Here is a 16,866-nt window from a genome sequence, read left to right on the forward strand (position 1 = left end):
TAACTTATTTTAAAATATACAAATAGTTGCTAAACTCTTACCCATTTCAATACCTCCGGGTTTTTGTTATAGCGGTAGGTTATACCATCCTTAGTAGTAACAGATTTTTTTTGACTAGCCTTGCTTCTAATTGTAGTAATAGAATAGTCTGTTAATGTCTGAAGCTCTTTATGGGAAAGTCCTATAATTGTGGCTATTGCTGCTGATTCTGGTTTCATTGTGAGTTCATGTTTCGGGTAAATATCTATTGTAATTTGCTCCTTTTCAACTGGTTTAATAATAATACCTTTTTGCGATTGATAATCTAGCATAGAAACAAGTTGCCAATTAGATCCTTGTGAAAGTTCTAACACCCATTGATGATAACTAAATAAGCTTTCTCTATGACCAACGCTGATAAAAGTTGTTTTACTTGATTGTAGCTGTTGATATAAATTACCTTCGTTATTTAAATCTAAAGCACTCGTTGCTTCATCTAAGATAGTGAAACTAGGATGTGTAATTAATAACCGTGCAAAAGCGAGGCGTTGTTGTTCTCCTAAAGACAATATATTTTCCCAAGGAACTTCTGTCTCAAAGCCGTCTACGCGGGTAAGTAAGTGTTGCAGGTTAACTTGTTGCAAAATGTGTTCAAGTTCGCGATCGCTCATTTTCCTATCTGTGTGAGGATAAAGCAACTGTTGGCGCAAAGTCCCTAAAATGATATAAGGCCGTTGCGGTAAGAACAATACTTCTTTTAGAGGAGGACGCACTAGACGGCCAGTTCCCGCATTCCACAAACCAGCGATCGCTCTCAACAAAGAACTTTTACCCCTACCACTAGGACCAACAATCAATAACCCTTCGCCTGGCTGGACAGCAATTGACAAATTTTCAACAATCACCTGTTCATAGTTTGGCGTTTGTAAAGTTACATTCTCAAAAGCTAAACGTTCTTCTTCTATAATTTGAATAGTACTGACGTTCTCTGATTGTTTACTAGCAGCCTGTAGTGCATCTGAAAACTCTGCTAAACGCTTTACATAGCTAGAAAATCGTCCTGAGATTCCAAACTCAGATATTAGTTCTCCTAGAGCATTAGAAAACATAAAGCAAGCAAAACTAGCTTGGTTAATTTGTCCATAATCGATTTTATCTTGAAGAAATAAAGGTGTAAGAATAAACATCGAAAACACGCTAATGGCAGACTGATATGCTCTGCCAAAAGCGTCTTGTCCCCTCTCTAAATTCAGCCTGCATTCAGCAGTTTTTAAAACATTATTAAATCGGCGCTTAATTATATTGAATTCTTCTTCTTCTCCCTGAAAAAAAGCGATTGATTCAGCGTGATTACGAACATGAGTTAAGCAATAGGCAAAATCTGCTTTAAATGCAAGTTCTTCTTGGTTAACTTTATTTATTCCTTGATTCAAGTAAACAGCTATTAAATTACCTATAATTGTATAAATAACTAAATATATTGCGATTTGTGAAGAAACTATCCAGAGAATTATTAAAGAACTTCCCATTTCTAAAGATTTTTCTAGTAAAGAAGATGAGAATCTCAAGCCAATACTAGTAATAGGTTCTATTTCTTGGGATAAGCGTTGATCTGGATTATCTATATCAGATTTAAAATTGATTTTATAATAAGCTTGATTGTTTAAATATTTTTCTAAAATATGAAGATTTAGCCATTTGTACCAGTCAAGAATTATTTTTTTTCTAACATATCTCAAAAGAGTCACTAACAAGACCATCCCGACAATAATTAGACTGGACGCCCATAAAGTACTATTGTATTTATCAAGGTCTCTCTGTTCAATAACGATATCAATTACATAGCGATTCCAGTAACTATTTGCAGCATTTGCTCCGACAATGACGACTATTAATAATATTAAGAGAATAAGCATTCCCCATGAGCGAATCACATCTGAAAATACTCTTCCTTCTGCTTTTGTCGGATACCAATAAGGTTGAGCAACTACTTTCACATCCTGCCAAAATTGAATCAAGGTTGAAAAAGGATTTGTTGTATTTTGCTCACGCACAGATGGAGTTTGCATATTCTAAAAATGTAGCCGTTACTAATTACACTAGGAATTTGGAAATGGCCTTTGAGAATTAAGTTAGACTCAGAGGCCATTTTTTCTTTTAGGGAATGTCTGAAAACTTTTATGGTGTTTTATTCGAGATTTTTAGCTCCCCATAAATTCCCTTTTTTAAGGAGGAACTTAATTAAATTTCCTCCCTTTTTAAGGGGAGCCAGCTACGCTGTAACCATTAAATCAGGCTAGCAACTGGCGTGGACTAGGGGGATCAATGGTAAGATATTTTCTTCAGGAATAACTGCTGTTTCAGTTTGGATCTCTTCTTGAATATCTTCTTGATTAAATGATTCTGCTGCAAATAGAACTGGATTTGATGATTGTGTTGCAAATGGAATTTCTGCTAAAGTCCAAATAGGATTACCACGAAAGTTTCCTTGATAAGACTTTCCAGTTTGGTTTTTAACAGTTGTACCTTGCCCATCGTCTAATTTCCAGTAAGCCACTAATCCTTCCTCATCACCAACTATTGGCCTACAACGATGAGTCTGAATTTGTGCTTGAGTACAGGGATAATTCCAAATGCTAATGTTTGCTAATTGTGCTTTGAAATAGACCTGTTTGTGTAAAGTTGCTCCCAGAGTTATAGAACTTGTGGCTTTGTTTAAAGATGAACCTCTAAAAGAATCGTTGTATTCACGATCGTCAAGATATACGGCTAGCTGACCACTATTAAAAATAATAGCAAAAAAGTGCCATTGTCCTGTAGTTAATTCTCCTTGCCCAAAGGTTTTGATATTTTTGCTAACACTTTCATCAATGTAGACATCTAGGCTTTCTGTTTCACTGATGCCGAATTCAAAATTATCGCTGAATCTCTCTGAAGAACGGGCAAAAAATACATTGTGCGTTCCGTAACTAGTAGCTTTCTTTGTTAGTTCGTATGGATTTACCCATCCTGAAACCGTAAAAGCTGAACTCCCTTGAGCGAAAACGCCGCCAATATCATTTCTGCCAAAATCTATATAATCTTTTTCCCTATCAAATGTTAAAACTGTTTGTGTATTTACTGGGTTTATCACAAAGATTTAATCTCCAAATATAAATAACTTCATAATTTTAAATAAGGAATTTAATATTAATAAACTTAATAATGAAATCTCACTAACTCCTTTCAAAATAGAAGATAATAAAAATATTCTAGCGAAATCCCCTAATTTTTATTAGTCAGTAATACTTCTGCGATCGCCTGCGAAATGGGGTAGTGTGGTGGATATATCTCCATCCAAAAAAATTCCCCGACTGGGTTAACTTCGAGGAATACATGGCGACCATCGGGCATGACAATAATATCAATTGCTCCATAGTTTAAGCCAAAATAAGCCATTAGTTTGAGCAGTTTTTTCTCAATATCTTCTGGCAAGTCGTAGGGTTGCCAATTTTTAACTAAGGCTCTCCCCTCTTTGCGCCAGTCATAGGTAGATCCTGACAAGCTTTGGGAATCTACTGCGGCAGTAAATACGCGGTGTCCGACAATAGTTGTCCGCAACTCCAGCGCCTTGGGCACATTTTCTTGAAAGGTCATTGGACAAAAACGCAGTCCTTCCATATTCTCCAGATCGTCATTTGTAACTGGAGTGGTAAACACAACGTTTTCTCGCCCTTGCTGATCGTAAATAGCAAAGGAAGAAAGCATTTTGGTAACTATACCTTGGCTACACTCTTGAGCAAATTGCTTGACTGCTTCTGGATTATTTGAAGTCAGGGTACGTGGAGTTACAAGACCAACTTCGCGTGCAACTTGCAATTGGAGTTGCTTATTATTAGCCCGATCCAAATTGGACATTTTATCAAAGTGGAATCCCTGAAGACTAGCAATCATACCCCTGACTGTGGCGCGACATTCGTTAATTGACGCATCTCTGTATTGCTTGTCCATTGAGTCGGGAATTTTTTGTCCGTAGCGCATTCGCCGATACCAAACTGAGGAGACTTCACTCAAATCTAGCTGCTGTTCGCCATCAGTAATAATTACCCGTTCAGTATCGCCGCAGTAAATGTCTAGCTTGACTTCGGTGGGATATCTGTCTGTGTCAAACCGAAATGCTTTTTCTCCTCTAGCCTCAATTTCTTTGATAACTAGAGGAATACTTTCGTTGTCTTTACTAAACGTAACTATTAATACGGTCATAAAAAGTATGGAGTGTGAAGTATGTAGACACCTTTTGGGTGGCTTACCACAGGCTATAATTTTTGATTATTCATTCTTTCTTTGAAGTAGGGCATCTGCGATCGCACTTGCAATCGGCAAGTCTAAATCTTTTTCTAGCATTCCCCACTCCCCCAGAGGATTGATTTCTAAAAAGACATATTCGCCTGATGGTGTGACGATGAAATCTAACGCTCCAAACAACAGCCCAAATTTACCCATAAAGGCTTTGAGACGGTTAACTACTTCATCAGGAAGCTGGTGATGTTGCCATGCGCCAACCTCAACCCCAGGTTTACGCCAATCAACTTTGGCTGCTGCATACACATCTGCATTTAACGCCCCCACAAATACATTACCATTCACATACACCACCCGTAATTCCTGTTGCTTAGGAATTTGCTCTTGAAAAACTATTGGGCAATAGCGCAGTGACTCGGCATCAACTAAATCTTCTTCCTTGACGATGCTGGTGTACACAAAAAACGAGGAGTTACCTTCCATACTGCGGGAAAGAGCAGTTAAGAGCTTGCTCACCATTTTGCCGTTAACTTGCCCGAAAAACTCTCGTGCTGCTTGGGCTTTGTTGGTAACAAGAGTCTGGGGAATAACAAAACCTACTTCAGACGCAATCCGCAGTTGACGCAGCTTGTTATTTGCATAATCTATCCGCTCTAAATTATCTACCCACATAGCTTCTTTGAGACTGTCCCAAAAACCATCTAAAGTTGCAAGTGATTCTCTAACACAAGCTTCTCGGAACTTTGGCGCTAATTCTTGACTCAGTTGTGGTTCCCAAATACGGCGCATCCATACAGCTTGCACCTGCTCTGTGCTTATAGAGCGGTTGTTATATTCTATAGTGTGGTAACTTTTAGACTTATTAAAATGTGCTGTTAATTGCACTTCTAGAGGAAATTTATCAGTATCTAGACGAAATGGTTGCACCCCTTTTTTTGATAAGGCTTCTGCCACTCTATCTATTGTGAAGAAATCACCACTATGGGTGATTAATAAAACAACATCACGAGACAGGTGCATAAATATTTTTTATCCTAATTTTAGGAGGTAGCTATTAAGTATCAGCAAACGAATTGCTTTCGATACCCCAAAATCTTTGAAGAATTTAGGGGACTAGAAAAAGCAATCACCTCCATCTTTGGAAAAGGTAATATGAAAGCGATCGCCTACGGTGGGCACTCTGCGCCATCGCGTCTCTATGAGTAATTTTCAGTTATTTCATAACTACCACTCCATTAAATTATGATAGAGCCAATGACAAGATATTTTCCCGATCAGATTCAGATGTATAACACTAAATTATTTATCTTCCAAATCTGAAGGATACTTGTAAGTCCAAGGAACCTCTGTTCCTTCATTAGCTTGCTCTGACAAGAAACGCGCAAAGAATGGTACCGCTACAACATCCACTGTTTTGACTGTGTTTGTAGGCATAGAGTTTTCCTTAAATTAAATTGGTTTTTCAACTACCTACAGATGTTATCAGTAATTAAATATATTTTCAAGGTCAATTAAGACAGTTAAGAAGTAATCCTTCTAAGAAAGTTAAGTGGGCAGTTAAGAAAAATGGGAATCTAGCAATCTCTTGTTGCCAGCGCTACATCAAAAAGTATAGAACAATCAAAATACGTTCTGGATATTACTATTAAAAGGCATTCATTCTTAAAAGTAGCAATAGTACCTTTACACTACACCCTTTTACAGGTTTATAAATTGCCTTTACGACCAAAAAACTAAATTACCTCCCGGCATTTTTCCAATAACAAAGTCCAGGAAAGTTGAGCAGTAATTGTACAAACTTCCCATCCCGATTGTTCCAATGGCGCAAAATCTATATGAAGTTGAGTACCATGCTCTATTTTTCTGATCAGTCCTGCATAATAACTACCGTAGAATGGTTCCGAAGCAATTCGCACATTCGCACCACACTCTCAGAATTTTGCCATTATGCGCTCCAATGGATTGAAGCAGGCTACCGTAATTTAGTCTCTTAATTTAGTTGCTTGTTCTACTCCTTTAAAATAAGCTTCTGCTTCCTGATACCATTCTTTTAATTTTTGGCGTACTGCCGAGGCTTTTTCGCCATTCACTCTGGCAATGAATTGCGATACTTGACTCAGGCTGCTTGATTTGGTCATAACTATGCCAAAACTCCATGTTGCCAACCTCACTACTTGCGGTATCGACAGATGTGGCATTTTCTCTGATACTATACGTGCCCACTATTTGAGATACTCATTTTTTAGCATTTGAGTCTCATCCACACTCTAGTTTCTACTTTTATTTTCTAACTACAGAGACTGATTGCTCATACTCTTGTAAAAAACCTACACCTGTCAGCCTTGGTAAGGGGGGACGCCGAAGGCGGAGGTAAAGACAGTGCAACTTCATAGATAAACGGTATTATATTCATTGCGGGATAAAACTTCTCAATGGTGGTATTTCCTTGAGCATCCAGAAGTTCCTCCTGATAATAATCATACTGAACGAGAGTCATTCGGACACGCTTCGCAAACGCTGCGTTTAGCTGTGAAAAAACGTAAAGTTAGTGGTGGTTTCCGTTCAATGGAGCGCTCCTCTTGGTACCGATAGTTTGCAGGAGTGTAGATATTTAGTTCTCAGCAGATAATTTTTGCGTCATCCGTCATATTTCATATTGTATAACGCAGTATATACCAATTTACATTTTAATTTTTTGTTTCTACTCCAATTTATCGAGCAGCTAATTCTTAACTGTCTTAACTGTCTTAACTGTCTTAACTGTCTTAACTGTCTTAATTTAATTGTTTTAATTGGTATTGTAATTTATTGATTAAAATGCAATAATCAGCATAATAAAATATAAAGCTATACCTCTAAGTCATGGCTCACGACCTCAAAAACGTTGCAAAAATGTCTCCATATTTGGTGCGATCGCTCTTAAAGACGTGATTAGTCAATATAGTATTTTAGGTGCAACTGACGGACTGGCATTTGTGGCTTATATTTCTCAAAAATTAGTTCCAAATCTGTGGAAAGGTGCTTATCTAATTATGGATAATTGTTCAATTCATAAAAGTGGAGAGATTGAGAAAATAATCGCAACTGGAGCTAAATTGATTTATTTACCACCATATTCCCCTGATTTTTCGCCAATTGATAGTTGTAGATCAAAAATTAAAATATACTATGTTCTATAGGAGCGAAAAGTTATACAGACTTAGCAAAAGCAATTGAAACTTTTTTAAGTTAAATCTCATTAAATGCTACTGTAACTTACTAAATAATAAGCTAATAAACACTATATTTAAAAGTAAATTTTAATTTAATCTAATTAAGATATCTCATTATGGAAGAAAATTTTTGATAGTAATAAGAGTCGGAAATTTTCACCAATATTAATATTAATTTTGTTTTTAGCTAAAACTGTAAGAGATTAGGTAGCTTCAGAAGAAAATTATTACTTTATTATAATTAGCAATCAATTAGAGTAAACTTATGAATTTAACAGAGCTTCTAGAAAATCTTTCAGCAAAGAGGGTTGAACTATGGGTTGATGGAGATAAACTGCGCTATTGATCGCCTGAATATTTACTAACTCTTGAGTTACTGTGGGAAATTAAGCAATCTGAACCAGAAAATATCCGATTTTTATTCCAGATAGCGCTCGCGCTGCAACTTATCCCCTCTCTCACGGTCAAAATGGACTTTAATAAGGATATAAAAACTTATGCAGTTAAATAATCATAGTCAAGTTTTAACAAATCCAAATAATAAAAATTTTATCTATAAAAAAATAGAAGTTGCTATCCGGTCAAGTTTAATTGTAGATGATTGTGTAGTTATAGAAAGACAAACACAAAACTTAAACCAGGAGTTAGTTGCTTATGTAGTACCATCAGGTTTATTTGCGCCAGAACAATTGTTGTCTCTCCTGCAAACAATTCTGCCTAGCGAATTGATACCCACAGTAATTGTACCAGTCTCTACTATACCCCTAACAGATACAGGGGAGGTAGATGAAGCTACTTTAACTTCTATAGAAGTTATTGATTCTGACTTAGTGTTTCGCATAGAAGAGCAATTAGAATCATTGCCAGAAATTGAACGTGTTGCGGTTGTTGCTGAACCAACAGCTAGAATTATTCATCCTTTGCATTTAGAGGATTTGCTAAACGAGACTCAAGCGTTTGCGTCTGACAATAGCCAACAAAATATACAAACAAACACATCTAACCAAACGATAGAAAATACAAATTCTGGCTTGTCGAAAAAGCTAGCTATTAGTTACGGAGAACCTTTACAATTCTCCCAAAATGCTCCCAAAACTTTAGGAGAATTGCTGCAACGATCTGCTGAAAGTTCAACGAAAGGTATTATCTATATTCAACCTGATGGCAGCGAGAAAGTTCAATCTTATAGAGAATTATGGCAGGATGCCCAACGAATTTTAGCTGGATTGAGAAAGTTAGGGATAAAACCTCAAGATAAAGTAATTTTTCAATTAGAAGATAATCAAGATTTTATTTGTGCTTTTTGGGCTTGTGTGCTTGGCGGCTTTGTTCCAGTACCAGTATCCATCGCCTCTACCTACGAGTCAGTTAACACAACCGCAAGCAAATTACAAAATACTTGGCAGATGCTAGGGAAACCTCTTGTACTGACGAGTGTTTCTCTAGCTTCTAAAATTGATGGTTTTTTCAGGCTTTTAAATATAGAAAACTTTCAAGTTGCAACTGTTGGTAATTTGCGTGAGTGTGAACCGGATTTCAAATTACATCAAAGTCAGCTAGAGGATCTAGCAATTTTGTTTTTGACTTCTGGAAGCACTGGTATACCCAAGTATGTGATGTTGAATCATCGCAACTTGTTGAGTATGACCAATGGCTTTATTGTCATGGGTGGTTTTTCCCATCAAGACAGTGTTTTAAACTGGATGCCTTTGGATCATGTAGGCGCACTAGTTTCTCTCAGTCTCTTGGCTGTTAATTTAGGTTGCCAACAAATTCATGTGCCTACTAGCTTGATTGTAGAAAATCCACTTAAGTGGCTAGATTTGATCGATCATCATCAAGCTACGATTAGTTGGTCTCCCAATTTTGCCTTTTCTTTAATCTGCGATCGCACGAGTGATATTCGCCAAAAACACTGGGATTTATCATCGATGCGTTTTATTATCAACGCTGGCGAACCCATTGTCACTAAAGTAGCTAGGAATTTTTTAAAGCTGCTTCGTCCATACAGTTTACCAAGTAACGCGATTCATCCAGCCTTTGGGATGTGTGAAACTGCTTCTGGTATTACTTACTCTAATAGTTTTTCTCTAGAATCTACATCAGATGATACTTCATTTGTAGAATTGGGTTTGCCAATTGCTGGTGCTTCAGTACGTATTGTTGATGAAAATAAACAAATAGTTACAGAAAATAAGATTGGTCATCTACAGGTCAAAGGTGCATCGGTGAGTTCTGGTTACTATCAGAATCCCCAGGAAAACCAAGAAGCTTTTACTTCTGATGGCTGGTTTAATACTGGAGATTTAGGATTTCTTCACGAAGGACATTTAACTATTACTGGACGGCAAAAAGATGTAATTATCATTAATGGACTCAACTACTACTGTCACGAAATCGAAGCCGCCGTTGAAGAACTCCCAGGAATAGAAGTCTCTTATACAGCTGCTTGTGCAGTTAGACAAGCAGGAATCAACACTGATAAAGTTGTTATCTTTTTCAATACTTCTATTTCCGATGATGCCAGTTTAGTAACTCTCCTCAAAGAAATTCGTGCCAAAGTCGTCAATAAAGTAGGAATAAATCCAGATTATCTGATTCCCATAGCTCAGGAAATTATTCCAAAAACAGCTATTGGTAAAATTCAACGCTCTCAACTTAGTCAGCGTTTTAATGCAGGTGAGTTTAAATCAATTATTAAACAAATTGATATATTACTAGGTAACGCTAATACTATTCCCAACTGGTTTTACCGTCAAGTTTGGCAGCCCAAATCTCCGATTACTTTTAATCCTTCTTTAACTGTTATTAATTTCACTTTAGTATTTTTAGATTCATTCGGCTTAGGTGCATATTTATGTCAAATCTTGTCAGAGTCTGACCTGCCATATATAACTATTTCATCTGGAGAAGATTTTTGCAAAATCAATCGCTCACACTACACAATTACTCCACAAAAAGCCAAGGACTACCAACTTTTATTTGAATCACTAGCAGCAGATAATATTATCATTGGGCAGATACTTCACCTCTGGACTTATGACAAGTATATTGGCGAAGTCAAAAGCCTTGATGCTCTCGAACAAGCACAAGAATATGGAATATACAGTTTATTGTTCCTGGTTCAAGCCTTAGCCAAAGTTCAAGGTGATGATAATTCTATTCAATTACTATTTATTTCTTCTCATATCCAATCCATTTCCTCATCTGAGAAAATAGCTTATGAAAAATCAACAATACTGGGGTTGCTGAAAACTATTCCTCAAGAATTACCTTGGTTAAACAGTCGTCACATCGATTTACCTTTCGCTGAAGTTGAAAAAAATGGAGCCTATATCTTACAAGAGATGCAGGTTTCCTCAAAAGAACGAGAAGTGGCTTACAGAAATGGGCAGCGTTTCGTTCCTCGTTTAGAAAAAGTGGATTGGGCAAACGAACCATTATCACCAATTCCCTTTAAGCAAGGAGGAACTTATTTAATCACTGGAGGACTAGGAGGAGTAGGTATCCAGATTGCGCGGTATTTACTGAAATATTACCGAGCTAGGCTACTGTTAGTTGGCAGAACTTCAATACCTGAAAAAAGTACTTGGAATACTCATCTAGACAAGGAAGATGCTATTGCACAACGCTTGAAAGCTTATCAAGAACTAGAACAGCTTGGAGGAGAAATAATTTACGAAGCTGTTGATATCTGTGACTTAAAACAGTTGCAGATAATAGTTGAAAAAGCTAAATCCCGATGGGGTAAAAATCTGGATGGGATAATTCATTTAGCCGGAACTTTTCATGAGCAGCTTGTACTTGAAGAGACTCAACAAAGTTTAACAAAAGTGCTGTGTCCTAAAGTATTGGGTGCTTGGGCGCTGCATCAATTGGTAAAAGATAATAAGGGCAGCATTTTTATCAACTTTTCTTCGGCACATGGTTTTTTTGGCAGCACATCTGTCGGAGCTTATGCTGCTGCCAATGGGTTTCTCGATCGCTTTTGTGATTACCAAAATTCCAACAGTGAATTAGCGAGCTATTGTTTTGCTTGGAGTATGTGGAATGAAACAGGCATGAGCCAGGGATATCAGATGAAGAATCTCATTCGTGCCAAAGGTTTTTATGTTATGTCTTCCTCTCAAGCAATATCTTCAATGCTTGCAAGCTTACAACATCAGCCAGCGCATCTCTTGATAGGTTTAGATGGCAGCAACCAAAACATTCAACGTTGGCAGTCTCAAGCCTTTAGTTTGCAGAAATTAGCTGCATATTTTACTACTACTAGCAGTGACAATATTGTTAAATTACCAGACTTGCTCTTTCAAGACCGCTTTGGAAATTCCTGCACTTGCAATTTAGTAAAGCTCAACGAAATGCCCTTAACTCTGAGCGGTGCAATTGATAAAAACAAATTAGTTCGACAATTTATCTATCAGAAAACAGACACTCATGTAGCACCAAGAAATGATATAGAACAACAGATTGCTGAAATTTGGCAACAAGTTTTGGGAAGGCCATTTTTTAGTATTCAAGACAACTTCTTTGAATTGGGAGGAAATTCCCTCTTGGGGACACAGGTAATTTCTCGGTTACGCGATACTTTCTTTATTGATTTGCCTTTACAAAGTTTATTTAAATTTCCTACTGTAGCTGAGTTAGCTTGTAATATGCAAATAGCACAATTTATAACAAAAAACGAAGATGCACTTATTAATGACCTAGAAAAAGAGTACGAAGAAGGATATTTATAAAATGACAGTATTTGAATTTATATCTTCACTAAACAGCTTAGATATTAAAGTATGGGTTGAAGACGACCAGCTACGCTATCGCGCTCCCAAGGGAGTAATAACATCAAGCCTCAAGCAGGAGTTGATGGAGCGAAAAAAAGAAATACTTCGTTATCTTCAAGAAGCAATAACTGCGAAAAAATTAGCTTTTGAACCCATATTATCTATTGATAGAGATTGCGATTTACCTTTGTCTTTTAGTCAACAAAGGATGTGGTTTCTCAATCAGTTGGAAGGCGAAAGTAGCGCCTACACAATATCTTTTGCTGTACGGCTGGAGGGGAATCTCAATATCAAAGTTTTGGAAAAAGCACTTACGGAAATAGTTCTGCGTCATGAAGTTCTGCGTACTCGCTTTGAAAGCAAAGATGACAAGCCAGTACAAGTAATAGACTCCGGTATAACCGTAATGTTGCCAGTAGTGGATCTACAAAATGTGGCAAATCCTAGCAAACAAGTGGAGCAACTGGCAATAAAAGAAGCTTACAAACCATTTGATTTGGCGAAGGATCCTGTATTGCGGGCCAAGCTGTGGCGAGTTGCTCAAGACGAGTACATACTACTATTTGCTATTCATCATATTGCTGCTGATGGATGGTCAAAAGGCGTTTTGATCCGCGAAGTGTCTGCTCATTATCGAGCCATTGCTACAGGTAGTTCTGTTGCGTTACCAGAGTTACCTATACAGTATGCCGACTTCGCAGTGTGGCAACGTCAGTGGCTGACAACTCAGGTACTAGAGCATCAGTTAAGCTACTGGAAACAGGAGTTAGCAGGAGTGCCACCTGTATTAGAACTATTTACAGACCGCCTCCGTCCCGCTATACAGACTTTTCGAGGAGGTATAGAGCGATTTAAAATAGATAGTAAACTGACGCAACAGCTTAATAAACTCAGCCAAAATTCAAGCGGCACTTTGTTTATGACGCTGCTGGCGGGTTTTGTTGTGTTACTGTCTCGCTACACTGGCCAAACGGATCTTGTAGTTGGCTCGCCGATCGCTAATCGCAACCGCACAGAAATAGAAGGGTTAATTGGATTTTTTGTCAATACTCTGGCACTGAGGTTCAATCTGTCTCAAGAACTGACTTTTCAAGCTTTATTAGAGCAGGTGCAGCAGGTTACTCAAAACGCTTATGATAATCAAGATTTGCCCTTCGAGATGTTAGTCGAACAGTTGCAGCTTGAGCGAAACTTAGACCGCAACCCTTTGGTGCAAGTGATGTTTGCCCTTCAGAATGCTCCGATTGACCCTTGGGATCTGCCTGGTTTAAAGGTCGAGGAAATGCCTTGGGAGCTTAACGGAGTGCGCTTTGACCTAGAAGTTCACTTCTTTGAAGTGCCTCAAGGTCTTGATGGCTTTTGCTATTACAGCAGTGATTTATTTGATGCGGCAACGATCGCCCGTATGATGGAACATTTCCAGAATTTGTTAGCGGCCATTGTCACCAACCCAGAACAACTAGTCAATCAATTGCCCATACTGACAGCACAAGAAAAGCAACAATTATTAATAGAGTGGAACAGCACCCAAACAGATTATCCCACTGACAAATGTATCCATCATTTGTTTGAAGCCCAAGTTGAACATACTCCTAATGCTGTAGCAGTGCTGTTTGAAAATCAACATCTCACATATCGTGAATTAAACTGCCGTGCTAACTCTTTGGCACACTATCTCAAGTCTTTGGGTGTAGGAGTAGATGTGCTGGTTGGGATTTATGTCGAACGTTCCTTAGAGATGGTCGTGGGACTGCTTGGGATTCTCAAAGCAGGTGGTGCGTATGTCCCTTTAGACCCTAATTATCCTAGTGAACGCCTGAACTTTATGCTGAAAGACACGGGTGTTTCAGTACTGTTGACACAACAACACCTAATTGAAAAGCTACCTCAGCATGAAGCAAAATTAGTTTGCTTAGATACCGACTGGGAAATTATTTCTCAATCCAGTCAGGAAAATTGCCTGATTCGTGTACAAGCTAGTAACTTAGCTTATGTGATATACACATCAGGATCTACAGGTCAGCCTAAAGGAGTTAAAGTCGTTCACCGTGGCGTTAATCGTCTTTTGTTTGGCGTAAATTACGTTCATCTAGATGCCACACAAATATTTCTTCAACTAGCCCCAATTTCTTTTGATGCTTCTACATTCGAGATTTGGGGAGCTTTAGTGCATGGTGCAAAATGCGTTTTGTTTCCAGGAACTATTGCCACATCTCAAAATCTAAGTGATGAAATCAAAAAACACGGCATTACCATTTTATGGCTGACGGCGGCCTTATTTAACTCGATCATTGATTGTGACGAAAAAGCTCTGTTAGGAATTAAACAGCTACTAATTGGTGGAGAAGCACTTTCGGTTGCTCACGTTCAAAAGGCTCTCAAAGCTCTGTCTGAAACGCAAATCGTTAATGGGTACGGGCCGACAGAAAGCACGACTTTTAGTTGTTGTTATCCTATTCCTAGACAACTTGAGACGAATATAAAGTCAATCCCCATTGGAAGACCGATTGCAAACACACAAGTTTACATCTTGGACTCGCACTTACAACCAGTGCCGATTGGAGTACCAGGAGAATTGTACATCGGTGGTGCGGGTTTAGCACAAGGCTATCTCAACCGCCCTGAGTTGACCAACGAGAAATTTGTCCCTAACCCGTTTAGTGATGAGGTGCATTCCCGCCTCTACAAAACTGGGGATAAGGTACGCCATTTAAGTGACGGTAATATTGAGTATCTGGGACGGATTGACAATCAGGTAAAAATTCGCGGTTTTCGGATCGAACTCGGAGAAATTGAAGCAGTTCTGAGTCAACACCCCTTGGTGAAAGAGAGTGTTGTGGTAGTCAGAGAAGACATTCCTAGTGATAAACGTCTGGTAGCTTACTTAGTTCCTGCGCTTTATCGTCAAACATTATCCCAAGAAGTTGCCCAATGGCAGAGTGAGTATGTTAGTAATTGGCTAAGGCTCTATGAACAACTCTATAGCCAAAATCAAACATATACAGATGACCTGACGTTTAATATTGCAGGTTGGAATAGTAGTTATACAAAGCTTCCCATCCCAGATTGGGAAATGCAAGAGTGGGTTGAAAATACAACGAGCCGCATTCAAGCTAACTTTCCCCAGCGCGTATTAGAAATTGGTTGCGGTACAGGGTTACTGCTATCGCGCATTGCCAAGAACTGCCAACAGTATTGGGGAACCGATTATTCCATTGCCGCCATCCAGCACGTTGAGCAAGTATGCAGCAGGGTTGAGGGTCTAGAACATGTGCAGCTGCGGCATCAAATGGCAGATAACTTTGAAGGTATTCCCCAAGCAGAATTCGACACTGTAATTTTGAACTCAATCGTGCAGTATTTCCCCAGCGTTGAGTATCTGCTACAGGTAATTGAAGGAGCGATCGCGGCAATTGGCGATCGGGGTACGCTATTTGTGGGAGATGTCCGCAGCTTACCTCTGTTGTCACCATATCATGCAGCCGTGCAGTTGTTCCAAGCAGAGTCGGACAGAACAATTGAGCAATGGCAGCAGCAAGTACATCAGAGTGTAACTATTGAAGAAGAATTAGTCATCGATCCGGGTTTCTTCATTGCCCTCCAGACACGCTTTCCTCAGATTGGTTGGGTAGAGATTCAGCCCAAACGCGGTAACAGCCTAAATGAATTAACCCAATTCCGCTATGATGTTACCCTCCATCTGGGTACTGATGTTCAAGCCAGAGTAATTCCTTGGTTAAATTGGCAACTAGATAAGCTCTCGTTAACACAAATTCAAAATCAACTGCAACAGCAACAACCAGAACTGTTGGGAATCAGGCGGATACCTAATCAACGGGTGCAGCAAGCACTAGAAATTTATCAGTGGTTGGAAAATCCCCCGAATGTGGAGACTGTCAGGCAACTGCGAGAACTATTAGCAAAACAGCCAACAGTTGGGATTAATCCAGAGCAGTTTTGGCAACTGGGGCAGCAACTCGGCTACACTGTTTATCCCAGTTGGTGGGAGAGTAGCCAGGATGGTTGCTATGATGTCGTGTTCTGCCGCAATAATTCAAACGCGCCAGAAGCAATTAAGTTTTGGGATAATTCAGCCGTCACTACCAAATCCTGGACTGATTACACTAATAACCCTCTACATGGTAAATTAGTTCAAAAGCTAGTACCCTTAGTACGCGAATTTATTCAACAAAAGCTACCAGATTACATGGTGCCGCAAGCTTTTGTCCTCCTTAATACCCTGCCTTTAACACCCAATGGCAAAGTAGATCGTCGCGCTCTGCCAACACCTGATACAGCTAATAGAAATCTTTCTACTGGCTTTGTTTTGCCTCGCACACAGATTGAAGCACAACTGGCTCAAATATGGAGTGAAGTTCTGAGAGTTGAACGCATTGGTGTTAAGGACAACTTCTTTGAACTTGGTGGCCATTCCCTACTAGCTACTCAAGTCCTGTCAGAAATTAACTCGGTTTTTGGGCTGAACTTATCTATACAGACGATATTTGAGTCTCCTACAGTAGCCGGTATAGCATCCTACATCAAAGTCATGAATTGGGCAACGCAGGATTTGCCAGTTACAGAAGTCAGCATCGAAACAGTGGAGTTATGAG

General features: G+C 38.8%; 11 protein-coding genes. 4 read left to right on the top strand and 7 right to left on the bottom strand.

Annotated elements, in window-relative coordinates; translation table 11 throughout:
- Positions 1-29: 29 nt before the first annotated feature.
- From FD723_RS05295 to FD723_RS42495, 7 genes are all read right to left on the bottom strand, one after another.
- A complete protein-coding gene (locus FD723_RS05295) occupies positions 30-2,048 on the bottom strand; it encodes an ABC transporter ATP-binding protein/permease (protein WP_179064390.1) in 2,019 nt (672 codons plus the stop codon).
- Positions 2,049-2,275: 227 nt separating this feature from the next.
- On the bottom strand, positions 2,276-3,112 hold the full coding sequence (locus tag FD723_RS05300) for a LamG domain-containing protein (RefSeq protein ID WP_256875069.1): 837 nt from the start codon (positions 3,110-3,112) through the stop codon (positions 2,276-2,278).
- 131 nt (positions 3,113-3,243) lie between these two features.
- Positions 3,244-4,221 carry an MvdD family ATP-grasp ribosomal peptide maturase gene (locus tag FD723_RS05305; RefSeq protein ID WP_179064391.1) on the bottom strand — a complete coding sequence of 326 codons (978 nt, stop codon included), beginning with the start codon at positions 4,219-4,221 and terminating at the stop codon, positions 3,244-3,246.
- A 66-nt stretch (positions 4,222-4,287) separates the two neighbouring features.
- Positions 4,288-5,280 (bottom strand): MvdC family ATP-grasp ribosomal peptide maturase, encoded by a 993-nt coding sequence (locus FD723_RS05310; RefSeq protein WP_179064392.1) that lies wholly within the window; start codon positions 5,278-5,280, stop codon positions 4,288-4,290.
- A gap of 279 nt (positions 5,281-5,559) precedes the next feature.
- Entirely contained in the window at positions 5,560-5,694 is a 135-nt protein-coding gene (locus tag FD723_RS05315; RefSeq protein ID WP_179064393.1) for a microviridin/marinostatin family tricyclic proteinase inhibitor, read from the bottom strand.
- Positions 5,695-5,993: 299 nt separating this feature from the next.
- On the bottom strand, positions 5,994-6,176 hold the full coding sequence (locus FD723_RS42490) for a hypothetical protein (RefSeq protein WP_256875070.1): 183 nt from the start codon (positions 6,174-6,176) through the stop codon (positions 5,994-5,996).
- Positions 6,177-6,242: 66 nt separating this feature from the next.
- Positions 6,243-6,458 (bottom strand): hypothetical protein, encoded by a 216-nt coding sequence (locus FD723_RS42495; protein ID WP_256875071.1) that lies wholly within the window; start codon positions 6,456-6,458, stop codon positions 6,243-6,245.
- A gap of 214 nt (positions 6,459-6,672) precedes the next feature.
- On the opposite strand from FD723_RS42495, the gene FD723_RS05325 reads away from it, so the two are divergent.
- The 4 genes from FD723_RS05325 to FD723_RS05340 all read left to right on the top strand — a co-directional run bounded on the left by FD723_RS05325 (position 6,673) and on the right by FD723_RS05340 (position 16,865).
- Positions 6,673-6,852 (top strand): hypothetical protein, encoded by a 180-nt coding sequence (locus tag FD723_RS05325; RefSeq protein WP_179064394.1) that lies wholly within the window; start codon positions 6,673-6,675, stop codon positions 6,850-6,852.
- A 335-nt stretch (positions 6,853-7,187) separates the two neighbouring features.
- Positions 7,188-7,439, top strand: a complete 252-nt coding sequence (locus FD723_RS42500) for a transposase (RefSeq protein WP_256875072.1) — start codon at positions 7,188-7,190, stop codon at positions 7,437-7,439.
- Between the two features lie 530 nt (positions 7,440-7,969).
- Positions 7,970-12,211, top strand: a complete 4,242-nt coding sequence (locus FD723_RS05335) for an SDR family NAD(P)-dependent oxidoreductase (protein WP_179064395.1) — start codon at positions 7,970-7,972, stop codon at positions 12,209-12,211.
- Between the two features lies 1 nt (position 12,212).
- Complete coding sequence (locus tag FD723_RS05340; protein WP_179064396.1) at positions 12,213-16,865, top strand: non-ribosomal peptide synthetase; 4,653 nt, start codon at positions 12,213-12,215, stop codon at positions 16,863-16,865.
- Position 16,866: the final 1 nt, after the last annotated feature.

The organism is Nostoc sp. C052 (assembly GCF_013393905.1).
Classification (GTDB): domain Bacteria; phylum Cyanobacteriota; class Cyanobacteriia; order Cyanobacteriales; family Nostocaceae; genus Nostoc.

Excerpts from the sequence above, each read along its gene's own strand:
- FD723_RS05295 (WP_179064390.1), bottom strand. The coding sequence starts at position 2,048 with ATGCAAACTCCATCTGTGCGTGAGCAAAATACAACAAATCCTTTTTCA.
- FD723_RS05305 (WP_179064391.1), bottom strand. The coding sequence starts at position 4,221 with ATGACCGTATTAATAGTTACGTTTAGTAAAGACAACGAAAGTATTCCT.
- FD723_RS05310 (WP_179064392.1), bottom strand. The coding sequence starts at position 5,280 with ATGCACCTGTCTCGTGATGTTGTTTTATTAATCACCCATAGTGGTGAT.
- FD723_RS05315 (WP_179064393.1), bottom strand. The coding sequence starts at position 5,694 with ATGCCTACAAACACAGTCAAAACAGTGGATGTTGTAGCGGTACCATTC.
- FD723_RS42495 (WP_256875071.1), bottom strand. The coding sequence starts at position 6,458 with ATGCCACATCTGTCGATACCGCAAGTAGTGAGGTTGGCAACATGGAGT.
- FD723_RS05335 (WP_179064395.1), top strand. The coding sequence starts at position 7,970 with ATGCAGTTAAATAATCATAGTCAAGTTTTAACAAATCCAAATAATAAA.
- FD723_RS05340 (WP_179064396.1), top strand. The coding sequence starts at position 12,213 with ATGACAGTATTTGAATTTATATCTTCACTAAACAGCTTAGATATTAAA.